The organism is Oculatella sp. LEGE 06141 (assembly GCF_015207605.1).
GTDB lineage: Bacteria > Cyanobacteriota > Cyanobacteriia > Elainellales > Elainellaceae > Oculatella.
Map to the genome: position 1 here is coordinate 24,055 of NZ_JADEWO010000029.1, position 15,349 is coordinate 39,403.

A 15,349-nucleotide genomic window follows, 5' to 3' on the forward strand; every position below is an offset into this window, starting at 1 on the left:
CTACTGTCAAGTTTTCTAATTAAATCGGTAGATTAAGTTTAGTAAACACAGGCCAATTTGTTGAAGCGGGAGTGAGCATCCGATCCCTGCTCCATTCTTGGTTCAGATTGACCGATGGTGTGTAAATTTCTGCCTGTGCCTGCCAATACAGCGTTTCGAGGGCAAGCATAACCGTGTAGATCACGTCAGATTCATGGTGTGTGCTTATTGCTACCCTACTAAATTGCTACCACTTGTGAGGCTATGAATTTTGGACATTGCAAATTGCTGCTATTCACTCAAGTAAATTTATTCCTAACGATGCGACTGTGTTGCAAAAAGCAGCAGACATCATCACTTCATTGCTAAATTCATGCCTGACTGCACGCACCATAGCCCTGCATAGATGCCGTTGTGTGCTATCAACTCATCATGGATTCCCTGCTCTACAATTTGCCCCTTGTCCATTACATAAATGCAGTCTGCATTGCGAATGGTCGAAAGCCGATGGGCGATCGCAATTGTCGTTCGATTCTGCGTAATCACCTGCAAGGATTTCTGAATGGCGGCTTCGGTTTCGTTATCTACGGCTGAGGTAGCTTCGTCCAGAATCAGAATCGGTGGGTCTTTGAGAATAGCACGGGCGATCGCCAGTCGTTGTCGCTGCCCACCAGAAAGCTTCTGCCCTCGTTCTCCCACGATCGTGTCATACCCCTGGGGCAACTCCTGAATAAACTCATGGGCTTCTGCTTGCTGTGCCGCATGGATAATTTGATCACGAGTGGCATCAAAACTGCCGTAGCGGATGTTTTCAGCCACCGTGCCGTGAAACAAAAACACATCCTGACTCACCCAACCAATGCACCGTCTTAGCTCCAATAGGTGAAGTTCTCGAATGTCGTTGCCGTCAATTAAAATGCGTCCACTTTGCACGTCATAAAAGCGGAGTAAAAGTTTAACAAGTGTACTTTTACCCGACCCGGTTGCACCGACAATCCCAATTGTTTTACCCGCAGGAACATGAAGGGAGAGATGTTTGAGAACCGGATTACAACCATTGTAGGCAAAGGTGATACTGTCAAATTGAACTGCACCCTGCACTGTTTTAAGCGGTAGAGATTGACTACCGTGCGGAATTGCGATCGCCGTATCCAGCAAGCTCATGACGCGCCGTACAGAAGCCATCGCCCTTTGATACTCATCCATGATTTCGCTCAGTTCGGTGAAGGGCCACAGCAAATCTTGCACGATAAACACCATGAATCCATAGGTTCCGACACTGAGATTTCCCTGAAGCACGTCTCTACCGCCCAAGTACAGCGTCAGCACAAACCCCAGTAAAATCAGAAACCGAATCAACGGTTGGAACGATACACTGAGGGCGATCGCCCTTTGATTACCGCGACGATACGCCTCACTTTCTTGATAAACGCGATCGCTCTCGTATGCCTCAGCGGTAAAGCTCTTGATGGTGGCAATGCCGGAGAGGTTATTGGAGAGGCGATCGCTAATCAGCCCTGCCTGGTCGCGCACCCTGTCATAACGAGGAGCCAAACGGGATTGAAATAGAAACGTTCCCCACAGAATGAATGGAATGGGCAGCATGGCAAACCAGGCAATGCCGGGAGCCAGCAACACAAAGCTGATGCCTACAGCAAAGATGCGGGTAAAGAAGCTGATCAGATCTTGTGCTCCGGAGTTGAGGAAGCGCTCTAGCTGATTGATGTCATCGTTGAGAATCGCTAACAGCGTTCCCGTGCTGTGGTCTTCAAAGTAGGCAAGATCTAGGTCTTGCAGGTGATTGTAGGTATCGACGCGCAATTTGTGCTGGAGAGATTGGGCAAGATTGCGCCAGAGTTTATCGGCTCCGTATTGACTGAGGGATTCTAAGCCCCAGGTGGCGATCGTCAGTAGAGACAGTACAAATAATTGAGTTAGCGGATTTTGAATGCCAAATCGGGCAATCAACGAGGTTTCTCGTTCAACCACTACATCTACTGCAACGCCAATCAGGTAGGGTGGAGCCAGATCAAACAGGGTGCGAAACATAGAGCAGATTACGGCTCCCAAAACGTGCCAACGACAGCCAGCAGCGTAGCGAAGTAGACGCAGGAGCAAATGAGCAGACGTGCGAATCGTCATTATTTCCGACAAATGTAAAATTCAACTGAGATTAGAGCGCATACTTTTCCTGTACCAAGCGCACGAACAATCGCCCCTTCTTTAGGGCTTACTATCATTTCCTTAGATAGTTAACCAGGATTGACGAGGTATTTGTACAGGTCATCAATGACGGCATCAGCAGCCAATAAATTCCAGCCTTCCCAGGTTACTTGATCGACAAAATAAACCTGGTTTTGTTGAACGGCGTTTAGTTGCTGCCAAAGTGGTTTTTGTTGTAGCTCCTGGAAGGCTTTCTCATCGTCATCGGAAAACGTCATGATGAATAAAATGTCGCCATCGACTTTCTCCAGTTCCTCTTCAGAAAAGCGAACGTAGCCATAGGGCGTTGTTATGTTCTGTGAAGGAGGGCGTTGCAATCCCACATCATCGAGAATAGATCCGGCAAACGAATTTTTGACATCGCTGCCAAAGGCACCATAGTAGAAGAAGACGAGGGAGATGGTTTTGGTTTGATAGCGATTCTCCTCTGGAGAGGCTGCGCCAACGCCCAACGCAGCTTTTAGTTGATCAATTCTCTGATAGTAGTGATCCCAGGCTTGCTGAGCATCCTCTTGTTTACCCAGCACCTCTGCCACAAAGGCAAAACTATCTCTCCAGGTTCGATCGGGTTGCCAGCCAGACAATGCTGTAGGCGCGATATTAGATAGCAGCGGATAGATTGCTTCATGGGAATCATGCCACCCGATAATTAAATCAGGTTTTAGAGAGACTATTTTCTCTAAATTGGGTTGCTCATCACTACCCAGTTGCTCTATGCCCTCCAAGCTATTGCCCAAATAGCTCGGAAATTGATTGCCCCAATAGGTTGTCAAGGTACTGCCAACGGGTTTAACATCAAGCACCAGGGCATTCCCCAATGTGGATAATGTGACAACCCGTTGTGGATTCTCAGGAACACAAACTTCCTCGATCCGTTGTTTGATTAGACGACAGTTTGCACTCGGTGAGGGGCGATCGCCTGGTGTTTGGAGCGCAGCATTTTGAATGTTGCACGCAGAAACGACAACCGTCATTAAAACACCGAGCCAAAATAACAAAACTGGGTAACCGTATCTTTTCGTCATGGGTAATGCAATCAATACGTGGAGAGGAATTTGAACGGAGTATAGTACTTACTCGCATAGTCATGTTGAGAGTAATTAAAACTCCCAAGCGACCGTGCCAGACACCGTAAACGGATCGCCTCGCAACACAAAATCTCGACCGCTAACGGAGACAAAATAGTTTTCGTCAAACAGGTTCTTGACGTTTAACGCAACTCGCAGGCGATCGCGTCGGTAAAACAGAGCCGCATCAGCGCGTAAATAACCGGGCACATCAAACGAGTTGTCCAAATCTCCAGCGCGATCGCCAATATAGAAGAGTCCTAAACCAAACCCCAGTCCTCTTAAATCTCCTGATTGAATTTCATAGGTAGTCCAGAGGTTGATGTTATGTTCAGGGGCATTGGTCAAACGATTACCCGTTTCAAACGTATTATCATCGGTAATGCGGGCATCGGTGTAGGCATAGCCCACAATGATATTCCACCCCGGTAAGATTTCACCAGACAGATCGACTTCAACCCCCTGACTGCGTTGTTCGCCGGTTTGAATCGAAAAGCGAGAATCATCAGGGTCTACCGTTAATAAATTAGAACGGGTTAAGTCATACAGGGCAAGGGTGGCCGCAAGCCGATCGTTCACCTCGGCTTTTACGCCAATCTCGTATTGCGTTCCTCGCTCCGGTTCAAATACGCCCCCATCCGCTGCTCTGCCTTCGGTTGGGTTAAACGATCGGCTGTAGCTGGCATACAGCGAAATCGGTGGAATCGGCTGATAAACAATGCCAACACGGGGCGTAAAGGCATCGCCCGATTGACTTTCTCTAGTGTCTGACAAGAAATCTCGATTGGTTTGCTCGAACAGGTCAAACCGCCCGCCCAACAGTAGCTTGAGATTGTCGGCGATCGCAATTTGATCTTGCAGATAGATCCCCAAAGAATCGGTTAAGCGAGAACCATCTTCGTACACGGTATCAATGCGGCCAATCGGAGGTTGACGGTAGACCGGATCATAAATATCGAGCGGAGCCAATTCCGCCAGATCAATACCAAAATTATTGAAATTGTCCAGTCGGCTCAAGTTCACGCCGAACAACAGTTGATGTTCCAAAGAACCAGTTGAAAAGCGTCCTACCACATCGGTTGTGAGATTATAGATATTAGAATCGCTGTCTGAACTGTAGGTACTGCGATTTGCTGTTCGGCCATCCGCATCAAGACCCAAGAAAAACGACTGATCGTTATCCCGATTCCGCTCAAACGCGACTCGAAAATCATTTCTCAATGACCAATTTTCGCTAAATTGATGCTCCAACCGATAGCCAATCCGTGTGGTTTCTATTTCAGTATTGCCATCGGGTTCATAGACCGTTCGACTACGAGGAATCCGACGCCCATCTGGCCCTGGCAACACGGTGCCCACGGCTGGCAAGACCACAACCGACCTGGAATCAATTGTTCTGCGGGAATGCTCTCCTTCGAGGGTCAAGGTTGTATTATCCCCGATAGCCAGACGGACAACAGGCGCAATAAAAAACGATCGACTCCCAATAAAATCAATGTAGCTATCCGTATCTTGATAGGCCACATTGAGGCGATACAGCAATGCTCCAGATTCATCCAGCGGCCCTGATAAATCAACCGCACCACGGTATAATTCATTGCTGCCAATGGTTCCTTCTACTTCATAAAAAGGAATTGCAAGGGGTTGTCGGGTCACAATGTTGACCGTGCCGCCTGGATTGCCTAATCCATACAAAACGGACGCGGGACCTCTTAAAACCTCTACCCGCTCGAAATTGTACAAATCTCTCGTTTCAGTTAGAGTGCGATCTGGTAAGCCGTTGCTGAGAACATTTCCGCTAAAAATTTCAAACCCTCGAATCACAAAGGAATCGGCGCGATCGCCCGATCCTCTCGTCGAATTCACCCCCGTAGCATTCCTCAATGCATCACCCAGCCGAGTCGCTTGCTGATCTCGAAGTGCGGCTTCAGGAATCACCTGGATCGCCTGAGGAATATCGCGTAGTGGCGTGTCGGTTCGGGTTCCCACCGAGGCATCCGGCACATAATAGTCATCCGCTTGCTCACCGGTGGCCACAATCTGAATCGCATCATCTTCAGCGACTGTTTCAGCACCCCCTGTAGTGACGGCCAGCACCAATCCCTGCGCGTCTGAGGTTACTTCTGCGATCGGTGGCGCATCGGTTCCGGTAATGGCAACCCGTACTCTGTCACCCGGTAACGCTGTCACGTTCACCAACGCAATGCCTTCGATCGGTTCTGCTTGAGAAAACTCCTCTGCCAGAGTTGCATTCGCAATGTCCACAATCAGCGCATTTCCAATGGATTGGGTTTCCGATACCGCCAGATCACCGTCTACTGTTTCCAGTACTATCTGCAAACCCGTTGCGGTTTCCTCCACCTGCACCCCAGTAATTTGTACGAGCGAGGTTTCGAGTTGAGCGATCCAATCAGTCACCGTTGTGGCGGGTGAATGAGTGGACGGGTGGATCGGTAGATTAGACTCACCTACGCTCCTACGCTCTGACTCACCTACACTCTCACTCTCCTGTGCCCAAGTGGGTAACGCCACTATCCCTGCAAAACTACTGGCCAGCACTACCATCCAGGTCAATCGTACCGATGTCGAACGTTGCCACACGCGCATTTCAATTCCTCACACTTAGGGAACCCACTTTATTGCTAACAGTTCTCGTTAAGCAACAACAGGCAGTGTAGGGAAGTGAATTGTGGCCTGTCTATCCCAAAACGGACACGAGGTGTTTAGAACCCGTTTTACCTGCCAAACATTCACTGGGCGAAATCCCAAACTGTCGCTTAAACCCGGCGGCAAAATGACCCAAGTGGGAATAGCCTACCCAGTTTGCGATCTCTGCAACGGTGTAATGCCCCTCTCTCAGGAGTTGCTCTGCCTGTTTCATGCGCTGCTGGGTCAAGTAACCCACCACCGTAGTGCCAAATAACTCTCGAAAGCCTCGACGTAAGGTGCGATCGCTAACGCCGACCCGCTGTGCTAGCTCCAGGAAACTCGGGGGCTGCTCCAGCCGAGACAGTAAGATTTCCTTGGCGTGGTAAATCCGGGCAACGGTATCGGGTTTGCGTCCAGGGGCAAGAGAGGTCAATCGCTGATCAGCCAAGATTGGCTCAAGCTGTAGCGACAGCAAGTCAAACACTTTCGATTGAAGATACAGGCGTTGAGTTAAACCACAAAAGGGGGACTGCAAAATTTGCTGTGCCAACTGTCTGCTTTCCTGCGTTACTGGAGGAAAGAAAGACACCTTCCAGTCTTCTTGCTTTAAAAGCAGTTTCAGAAATGTGTCATTGGAACCTGCCAGATCTGAGTAGAATTCGGCAAATACCTCTGGTCTGAGATGAATATGTACATTGATCAGGCGTTGCGATCGCTGATGGTGCATTGCATAGGATGGAGAAACGCCGCTGCCAGACAGATATCCCCGTGACCCGCCAAAGGTCGGGTACTCCTGACTATGCTCCAGACCAGATAACACCACAGTACATTGCACTAAATGCTCATGCAGAGGGACTTTGATCGTAAAATCCTGATAGAATTTCTCGTCTGACCAACCCACCCACACGCTAGGCAATAACTCTAGCTCGCAACTATAGCCCCGACCCAGGTGTTCCGGTACTCCTTGGATTTCAAACCCGTCAGGTATCCCATTGCCAGGGTTTGGTTTGGGAGCCTGCTCACACAGTTCGGCCCAGTCACTTTCGTTGAGGATGAGCGTCATAATAGGGTCAAATCAAGCTTAGCAGTTGAGATTAATGATAATATTTTTCAATAATATCATCATGATTGCGCCCACCGAGAAGGATAATCTCATGCGACTCTAACAATCGCCCCACGCTCTACTTTCGTGTAGCGGAAACTCACGGCATTGTTGATCAACTCACTCCTGACTGCACGCGCCATAGCCCTGCATAGATGCTGTTGTGTGCTATCAACTCATCATGGATTCCCTGCTCTACAATTTGCCCCTTATCGATTACATAAATGCAGTCTGCATTGCGAATGGTCGAAAGCCGATGGGCGATCGCAATTGTCGTTCGATTCTGCGTAATCACCTGCAAGGATTTCTGAATGGCGGCTTCGGTTTCGTTATCTACGGCTGAGGTAGCTTCGTCCAGAATCAGAATCGGTGGGTCTTTGAGAATAGCACGGGCGATCGCCAATCGTTGTCGCTGCCCACCAGAAAGCTTCTGCCCTCGTTCTCCCACGATCGTGTCATACCCCTGGGGCAACTGTTCAACAAACTGATGAGCTTCTGCTCGCTTTGCTGCCTCAATAATTTGTTCGCGAGTCGCGTCAAAACTGCCATAGCGAATGTTCTCAGCTACTGTGCCGTGAAACAAAAACACATCCTGACTCACCCAACCGATGCATTGTCTTAAGTCCGTCAGGCGTATCTCTCGAATATCCACTCCATCGATCGCAATCCGTCCACTTTGCACTTCATAGAATCGCAACAGCAGCTTGACCAATGTGCTTTTGCCTGACCCCGTTGCCCCGACAATGCCGATCGTTGCCCCTGCCGGAACGGATAGAGATAACTGTTTGAGAATGTTGTTGCGATCCTGGTAGCCAAAGGTGATGTGATCAAACTGTACTTCACCTCGGACAGTATTGAGGGGGAGTGAGCGATCGCCCTGCGAAATTGCGATCGGCGTATCGAGCAACCCCATCACCCGCCGCACTGATGCCATTGCCCGCTGATACTCATCCATCAATTCGCTCAGGTCAGTAAAGGGCCACAGCAATCGCTGGATGATGAACACCAGAAAACCATAAGTGCCTGCGGATAAGTTTCCGTTAGCGACAGCCAGACCTCCCAGAAACAGGGTGGCTGTAAACCCAATTAGAATTAAAATCCGAATCAGAGGCACGAAGGCGGCACTGAGGGCGATCGCCTTTCCATTACTGCGGCGATAGGCTTCACTTTCAACTGTGACGCGATCGCGCTCATAGGCTTCTGCCGTGTAGCTTTTGATCGTGGCAATGCCAGAGAGATTGTTGGCTAATCGACTGCTGATCAATCCACTTTTCTCGCGCACATCGGCGTAGCGTGGCTCCAATTTGGACTGGAAGACTATTGACCCCCAGATGACAAAGGGAATCGGTAGCATCGCCCACCAGGACACTCCTGGAGCCAGGATGATAAATGTACTGCCAATCAGGAGAATAGTGGTGAGAAAGTGAAGGATGTTATGGGCACCAAAGTTGAGAAATCGCTCCAGTTGATTGATGTCATCATTTAACACGGACAGCAGCATTCCCATACTGCGTTCTTCAAAATAATTCAGTTCTAATTCTTGTAAATGACTGTAAGCATCAACTCGTAATTCATGTTGTAGAGTTTGGGCTAAATTGCGCCATAGACGGCTGTAAAGATATTCCGTCAAGGATTCCAGGCTCCAGATCAACAGGGTCAGCAACGATAGAACCGCCAGTTGCCCGGTGATGCTGGTGATGCCAAAACGAGCAATCAGAGAGTTTTCTTCATTGACGACAACATCAATGGCGATACCAATGAGATAGGGAGGTGCCAGATCAAAAATAGTATTGAGAATAGAGTTGGCGATCGCTCCCCAAACTTTAACCTGGTAGGGTTTGCCGTACCGTAGTAGACGCAGGAGTGGCTGAGCCACAAGAGTTGCCATACGTGATTTTAGCGAAGTTATAATGAGTTATATCTATGACATGAGGCACTAGTCATGCCCCTGATCCCTCTCTTGATTGGTTCATCTACAGCGTTAGGAATGGGCTATTTCTGTGCAGATATTTACCGCAACCGACGCAGATTAGCTGAAAAGCCTGTACCTGAAACAGATTTGACTTGCTATGAGCTAGGTCTTCCCGATCAAGTGGATCTTCTTGGAGCTGCTGAACATACACTCAGCCATGCGGGACATGCAATTGGAGAAGCCTCTAGTGAGTGTGCGAGTGGCGGCATAGGACATTGTGTAGAGGCGATCGCCCATATTATTTCCCATCATTAATTACAGCCATTTTCATTTGCATTCACCACGCCTTAAACCCTACACCCATCTTGGCGAGACTGTGGCTGACTCGATTGAGAACTGCTGTAAGTTTGGCGTTTCAATCTACTCATCCCCCCACTGCCGGAATCTTGGCAGTGCTCACCGACTGCAACATTTCAGGAAACTGCTTCCAGGGAATATCGCCAGTCTTGCTATTGAGGTAGAGTTTGCCAAACTCAAGCAGGGCAGGAGCCGTTTCATCCGTTGGCAAGGTTGTAAACAAGTAGGTGGGTTTGTGGGGAGCAGAAAAAGCAACAGCGCAGGGGCGATCGCAGGTCCACAAGCAACCGACAGGCTGAATTTCAAAATGAGCAGACTGTAATTGCTCAGCAGTTAACGTGTTGAGTTGTTTGAGTAAGCGCGCACCATCAGCAGGTTGATGTTCAGCTCTTTCTTCGGAAGAGTGGCAGGATTGGCAGATGAATAAAGTGTGTTTGGGCATAGGTTTATGGCGTGTTGACGAGGTACTGAAACAAGTCATCAATGACAGCATCGGCAGCTAGCAAGTTTCCGCCTCGCCAGGTCATGTAGTCGATAACATAAACGCGATTTTGCTGAACAGCTCGAAGCCTTTGCCACAGGGGTTTCTGTTTCAGTTCTTCTAACCTGTCCTTGTCGTTCTCTGTTAATCCTCCAATCAGCAGAATATCTCCATCGACTTTCTCCAATTCCTCTTCACCAATTTGCAGTTGTGTATCAGGAACAACCACATCTTGAGCTGCTGGACGTTGCAATCCAACATCTTTCAGAATGGAGTCTGGAAATGATCCCTTTGCCTCGCTAAATATCGCCCCTGGCGCTACAAAGATCAGGGAAATGGTTTTGTCGCTGTAGCGATTCTCCTCTGGAGAAGCTGCGCCAATGCCTAAAGCGCTTTTAAGTTCTGCGATTCGTTGATAGTAGCGATCCCAGGCTTGTTGTGCCTCTGTTTGTTTTCCTAATACCTCAGCGACAAAACTAAAGTGATCTCGCCAGTTCTCTGTGCCACCCCAATCATCTAAAACCGTTGGTGCAATTTTTGAGAGGAGAGGGTAGATGGATTCTTCCCAATCTAAACCCACAATTAAATCTGGCTTGAGGGTCAGCAACCGTTCCAGATTAGGGCGATCGCTCCCTACAGCATCGATTCCCTCTACCTTATCTGCCAGGTAAGGTAGAACATAATCACCGTTGATGTAGGTGCTAGCAATCGGTTTAACCCCCAGACTGAGGGCATGACCCAATGTTGGAATCGATAGCGTGACAATGCGCTGAGGATTAGCAGGAATACAGGTTTCTCCAAGTACATGCTGAACGACCTTGCATTCAGCAGTCAGTTGTTCAGGGGAAGAAACGGTTACTCCTTGAGGGGAACCACAGGCAGTGGTTAGAAAAAAACCTAAAATTCCCAGCAGTAACCAGCCGATAAACGAGCGTATGGTCACGTTTTTACACCTCAAGCGACTAAAATTCCCATGAAACCGTTGCTTCCACCGTGATCGGATTACCCTGATAAACCCGATTAATATTTTGCTGAGTCGCCTCGAAGTATTCAATATCGAAAAGGTTCTTGATGTTGATTGCGGCTCGAAGCTGTTCTCTTCTGTAAAAGATTGCGGCATCCGTTCGCAGGTAACTGGGCAGTTCAAAGGTGTTTTGTGTATCACCGAAGCGATCGCCCACCAAAAACAATCCTAAACCAAAGCCAAGTCCTGCAAAATCACCGTTCTGGATCTCATAGGTTGTCCACAAATTGGCACTATGCTCTGGAATATTGTTCAGGCGATTGCCCTCTTCAAATGTATTATCCTCAGTCACCCGTGCATCCGTATAAGCGTAACCTGCAATGATGTTCCATCCGGGTAAAATTTCACCGGACATATCCAATTCAATTCCTTGACTGCGTTGTTCTCCGGTTTGAATGCTAAAGTTCAAGTCTTCCGGATCAGGTGTAAGTACATTAGAACGAGTCAAGCGATACAGTGCTAAGTTCGCTGAAAGACGATCGCTGATATCCGCTCTGACCCCCACTTCATATTGAGTTGCCCGTTCTGGATCAAAGATGCGCTGATTGTCTACCACTTGCTGAAAGGCTCGACCATAACTGGCATACAGCGAGATGGCTGGAATCGGTTGATAAACAAGCCCAAGACGAGGACTAAATGCTTCATCCTGCTGACTGGTTTCCACCGTGTCAGTGGCAGTGAACTCCTCTCGGTTCTGATTTGTGATATCAAATCGTCCGCCTAATAAAACCTTAAAATTATCTGCGATCGCAATCAGATCTTGAATATAAACACCCACACTATCCAGCGTGATGTCTGAATCAGATTCAAAGTCAATGTCGCCTGGTGGCTGTCCGTAAATTGGATCGTAGATATCGATCGAAGCCGCAGGACGATTAATAAACAGTCCACCATATTCAACCCTGGATAAGTTAACTCCAGTCACAAGTTGATGGTTAAGACCACCCGTAGTAAATTCACCCGATACAAATGTATCCAGGTTGTAAGACCGTAGATCGTTGTCAAAGAAACCTAATCCTCGGGTCAGCGTCCGGTTATCTTCTTGCAGACTGAGGGGATAGGTATAGGCATCTCTGGTTATGTCAAGGAATGAGGCATTAAAGGCATTGCGGAGTTGCCATTCTTCGCTGAAACGATGTTCTAAATCATAACCAATTCTAAAGACTTCGCCGTAGGTATCGTCAGTTGGTTCACTCACATTGCGATCGCGCGGAATTTCACCATTTGGATTCGGCAACACTGTACCCCTTGCAGGTAGTCCAAACTGAAAGGGCTGTGAAAACGAAATATACTGAGCGTCTACAGTAATCTCCGTTTGGTCGCTGATTAACCAAGTTACGACGGGAGAGATAAAATAGCGTTCAGCTTCAAAGAAATCAATGAAACTTTCCGATCGCTGTGCGGATGCATTCAGGCGATAAAGTACGGTTTCACTGTCATTGAGTGGACCAGATAAGTCAAGGGCACCGCGATAAGAATCAAAGTTGCCAACTAAAGCCTCGACTTGATAATACGGATCGCTCAGGGGTCGTTCAGTAACCAGATTAACGCTGCCCCCGAAACCACCAAATGGACCACCTGCTTGTCCATACAATACGGAGGTCGGTCCTCGTAAAACTTCAACTCGTTCAATATTGGCAGCATCGTATCCCACATTTTGCAGCGTGTAATCTGCGAGTCCATTTCTCAAAAGGTTGGTGCTGGAGTCGAAACCTCGGATGAAGAATGAGGTGGAGAAGTTGAGAGGCTGATCTGCACCCTGCGCGGTTCCCGGTACGTTTCTCAAAACTTCGTCCAATCGCTGGGCTTGCTGATCTTCAATCACCTGTTGAGGGATGACCTGAATGGACTGAGGAATATCGCGCAGCGGTGTGTCGGTTCTCGTCCCTACGGAAGCATTGGAAGGGTTATAACCGTCATCCTGCCCTCCTGTCACCACCACCTGAATCGCGTCTTCTTCTGCAATGGCATCCGCATCTCCCAGGGTCACTGCCAGGACTAATCCTCCTGCCGCTTCGCTCACCTCAGCGGCAGGAGACGCATCCGTTCCCGTGATTGCCACTCGCACTCGATCACCAGGCAATTCCGTCACGCTCACCAATGCAATTCCTTCGATGGGGTTTGCTTGAGAAAATTCCTCTGTGATCGTGGCATTAGGAATATCCGCAATCAGGGCATTTCCCACCGATCGCGTTTCTGGGACTGGCAAGAAGTCATTGTCTGTTTCCAGCACCACCTGTAAGCCTGCCTCAGTCTCTTCAACTCGCACCCTGGTAATTTGCACTAGCGAGGCTTCAACTTGGGCGATCCAGCTCTCAACACCGGTAACAGATTGCTTAAGGTTGGAAAGGAAGTCGGGAGTCGAGGTAAATTGTTCCTCCCCACTCCCTATTTCCCCGTCCCAATTCCCTACCTCTTGCGCTCCTATGGGTAAGGCTAAAGCAGCGATCGCACTGCCTGAAAAAAGCACTACCACCAACGCCGATCGCACCGAAACCGAAACTGCTAATACAGACATCTCAATTCCTCACACCAGAAAACTCTATTGCTAATCTTTCTCGATTGCAATAAAGGCAGTGTAAGGAGCTTGCATGAGGCGCGTCTACTCAAATTCGGACTTTGATCCTAAACCGGACAATTTGAGCGATCTTTTCGATGAGTGACTATGGCTCCTTTGCTTCTATTCAACTCAAGCCGAGGGATCAACTCCCAATTCTCGCAGCTTTGCAGCTAGCCGATCCGCCCGCTGCTTTTCCTGTTCTGCTTGCTGTTGCGCCTGCTCTGCTTGCTGTTGCGCCTGCTCTGCTTGCTGTTGCGCCTGCTCTGCTTGCTGTTGCGCCACTTCTTCAGGCAGCAACACCAGATCTCCCTGGGGCGTATAAAATCTCAACCAGGCACAACTGCCGTTGACCGGTTCTCGATCGATCGCTCCCTCCCAGGTGCCCAACCAGAGTTCCAGCGTCTCGCACCACAGCCAACCGCGATCGTTGGGAGTCAGGGGCTGGTAGCCGTGAGCCAGATCCAGTCGCCACCCTGCCAAAGAGGTCGGATCAAACGGGTCAAAGACAAAATAATCCGGTGTCCGAAACGTTTGCTCATAGAGGTCTTTCTTTGCACCTCGATCGATCGCAGCGGTGCTGGGAGACAGCAGTTCGACAATCACATCGGGATAGCGACCCGACTCTTCCCAAATTACCCAACCCTGCCGTTCCCGATCCGGTTCAGCACCCAGGACTGCAAAAAAATCAGGACCTCTAAAATCCCGATTCATGACCTGTTGACGACTGTAGTAGACGAACATATTGCCGCCTACAAAGCTATCAGGTCGAGCAGAGAGGGCTTGCTGCGCTGACCGAATCAGCACATTCATGGCAATGCGATGACGATTACTTTCCAAGGGTTCTCCATCGTCAAAGATCAAGTCGGTTGGAGGGGTGGGCACTTCCCAGTCAGGGGGAAGTGCAGGCTGGGAAGATAAGGCAATTTCTGGAGTCATGATTTGTGCCTCTGCCAGTGTTTTCCCATTATATCGAGGCGGTAATGGCTGATTGGCAACCCATCGCCCATTGTTTTGGGGTGACGCCAAATTTGCGTCTGAAGGCTGCCGCAAAATGCCCCTGGTTGCTATAGCCACAGCGATGAACGACTTCAGCCACCGACCAGCCCTGTTGCAAAAGCTGCGCTGCCTGGATTAACCGTTGCTCGGTTAAATACCCCATTATGGTTGTACCGAATAAGGCTTGAAAACCACGTCTCAGCGTGCGATCGCTCACTCCAACCTGGCGCGCTAACTCCGTCTGAATTGGGGGATGTTCCAATTGCGATCGCAAGATCTCTGCGGCAAAGTGAATTCGAGCAAGGGTATCGGGTTTGAGGGAGGCAGCGGTTTCTGTAGCATCGCCTTCCAAAAGGCCATCTAGTTGCAGTGCCATCAATTCAAACACCTTGCCCTGCAAATATAGTCGCTTGGTCATTCCCATAAACGGACAGTCAATGATCTGTTGCACCACCGATCGCATGGCTGCTGTTGTTTTGGTCGAGAATACCTTCTGCCAGTTGTCTCCTTGTATTAGGGGTTGCAGTTCGGGTGGCAATTCCCCTGTTGGTGTAGCAAAGAACTGGTTGAGCAAGTGGGGCTGCAAGTGAATATTCACGCCAACATGAGGCTGGAACTTGGGCATAAACACCGTCAAGCGACGCTGAATTCCGCTACCGCCCACATAGCTTTGCGCTGCGTCGATCAACATGTAGTCACCACTATCTTCCACACCAGATAGATGCACTTTGAACTGCACTAAATGCTTGTTTTCTAAGGCTCGCAGTGTCAAATCATTGTAGATTTCATTGAAAACGCACAGTTCCAAACCAGGATATAGCTCTATTTCACGGCGGTAACCACTGCCTAATAGGGGTGGCATTGTGTAAATCGTTTCCAGTCGATCGATCGAGGTGACCGATGGACAGCACTGCTCGGCTTCCGTCCAAATTTCATCAACTTCTTGGGCAATCAGGTCAAGGGGCATAGGGGGCAAAGGATTAATGAGAATCAGTATCA

The 15,349-nt window shown here is 49.0% G+C and carries 11 protein-coding genes; 1 reads left to right on the forward strand and 10 read right to left on the reverse strand.

The features are described from left to right. Window positions 1-333: 333 nt before the first annotated feature. The 5 genes from IQ268_RS18730 to IQ268_RS18750 all read right to left on the reverse strand — a co-directional run bounded on the left by IQ268_RS18730 (window position 334) and on the right by IQ268_RS18750 (window position 8,908). A complete protein-coding gene (locus IQ268_RS18730; RefSeq protein ID WP_193882392.1) occupies window positions 334-2,121 on the reverse strand; it encodes an ABC transporter ATP-binding protein in 1,788 nt (595 codons plus the stop codon). A 110-nt stretch (window positions 2,122-2,231) separates the two neighbouring features. Further along, window positions 2,232-3,227, reverse strand: coding sequence for an iron-siderophore ABC transporter substrate-binding protein (locus IQ268_RS18735; RefSeq protein ID WP_228035507.1), 996 nt, complete (start codon window positions 3,225-3,227; stop codon window positions 2,232-2,234). A gap of 75 nt (window positions 3,228-3,302) precedes the next feature. Continuing rightward, the gene (locus IQ268_RS18740) at window positions 3,303-5,876 is read right to left on the reverse strand and encodes a TonB-dependent siderophore receptor (protein ID WP_193882394.1); all 2,574 of its coding nucleotides are present in this window, start codon (window positions 5,874-5,876) and stop codon (window positions 3,303-3,305) included. A 91-nt stretch (window positions 5,877-5,967) separates the two neighbouring features. Next, window positions 5,968-6,981, reverse strand: a complete 1,014-nt coding sequence (locus tag IQ268_RS18745; protein WP_193882396.1) for an AraC family transcriptional regulator — start codon at window positions 6,979-6,981, stop codon at window positions 5,968-5,970. A gap of 154 nt (window positions 6,982-7,135) precedes the next feature. After that, window positions 7,136-8,908, reverse strand: coding sequence for an ABC transporter ATP-binding protein (locus tag IQ268_RS18750; RefSeq protein WP_193882398.1), 1,773 nt, complete (start codon window positions 8,906-8,908; stop codon window positions 7,136-7,138). A gap of 54 nt (window positions 8,909-8,962) precedes the next feature. Here IQ268_RS18750 and IQ268_RS18755 point away from each other — a divergent pair, with 54 nt between their 5' ends. Further along, on the forward strand, window positions 8,963-9,247 hold the full coding sequence (locus IQ268_RS18755) for a hypothetical protein (protein WP_193882400.1): 285 nt from the start codon (window positions 8,963-8,965) through the stop codon (window positions 9,245-9,247). A gap of 109 nt (window positions 9,248-9,356) precedes the next feature. On the opposite strand, the gene IQ268_RS18760 is transcribed toward IQ268_RS18755, so the two are convergent. The 5 genes from IQ268_RS18760 to IQ268_RS18780 form a co-directional block, all read right to left on the reverse strand. Further along, window positions 9,357-9,731, reverse strand: a complete 375-nt coding sequence (locus IQ268_RS18760) for a DUF1636 domain-containing protein (RefSeq protein WP_193882403.1) — start codon at window positions 9,729-9,731, stop codon at window positions 9,357-9,359. 4 nt (window positions 9,732-9,735) lie between these two features. Next, the gene (locus tag IQ268_RS18765) at window positions 9,736-10,713 is read right to left on the reverse strand and encodes an iron-siderophore ABC transporter substrate-binding protein (protein WP_339383378.1); all 978 of its coding nucleotides are present in this window, start codon (window positions 10,711-10,713) and stop codon (window positions 9,736-9,738) included. Window positions 10,714-10,732: 19 nt separating this feature from the next. Next, complete coding sequence (locus tag IQ268_RS18770; RefSeq protein WP_193882409.1) at window positions 10,733-13,312, reverse strand: TonB-dependent siderophore receptor; 2,580 nt, start codon at window positions 13,310-13,312, stop codon at window positions 10,733-10,735. A gap of 171 nt (window positions 13,313-13,483) precedes the next feature. Next, on the reverse strand, window positions 13,484-14,290 hold the full coding sequence (locus tag IQ268_RS18775) for a Uma2 family endonuclease (protein WP_193882412.1): 807 nt from the start codon (window positions 14,288-14,290) through the stop codon (window positions 13,484-13,486). Window positions 14,291-14,318: 28 nt separating this feature from the next. Then, the gene (locus IQ268_RS18780) at window positions 14,319-15,317 is read right to left on the reverse strand and encodes an AraC family transcriptional regulator (protein ID WP_193882415.1); all 999 of its coding nucleotides are present in this window, start codon (window positions 15,315-15,317) and stop codon (window positions 14,319-14,321) included. Window positions 15,318-15,349 lie beyond the last annotated feature (32 nt).

Bases quoted from the DNA above. Each gene is read 5' to 3' on its own strand.
- IQ268_RS18730 (WP_193882392.1), bottom strand. From the start codon at position 2,121: ATGACGATTCGCACGTCTGCTCATTTGCTCCTGCGTCTACTTCGCTAC.
- IQ268_RS18735 (WP_228035507.1), bottom strand. From the start codon at position 3,227: ATGACGAAAAGATACGGTTACCCAGTTTTGTTATTTTGGCTCGGTGTT.
- IQ268_RS18740 (WP_193882394.1), bottom strand. From the start codon at position 5,876: ATGCGCGTGTGGCAACGTTCGACATCGGTACGATTGACCTGGATGGTA.
- IQ268_RS18745 (WP_193882396.1), bottom strand. From the start codon at position 6,981: ATGACGCTCATCCTCAACGAAAGTGACTGGGCCGAACTGTGTGAGCAG.
- IQ268_RS18750 (WP_193882398.1), bottom strand. From the start codon at position 8,908: ATGGCAACTCTTGTGGCTCAGCCACTCCTGCGTCTACTACGGTACGGC.
- IQ268_RS18755 (WP_193882400.1), top strand. From the start codon at position 8,963: ATGCCCCTGATCCCTCTCTTGATTGGTTCATCTACAGCGTTAGGAATG.
- IQ268_RS18760 (WP_193882403.1), bottom strand. From the start codon at position 9,731: ATGCCCAAACACACTTTATTCATCTGCCAATCCTGCCACTCTTCCGAA.
- IQ268_RS18770 (WP_193882409.1), bottom strand. From the start codon at position 13,312: ATGTCTGTATTAGCAGTTTCGGTTTCGGTGCGATCGGCGTTGGTGGTA.
- IQ268_RS18775 (WP_193882412.1), bottom strand. From the start codon at position 14,290: ATGACTCCAGAAATTGCCTTATCTTCCCAGCCTGCACTTCCCCCTGAC.
- IQ268_RS18780 (WP_193882415.1), bottom strand. From the start codon at position 15,317: ATGCCCCTTGACCTGATTGCCCAAGAAGTTGATGAAATTTGGACGGAA.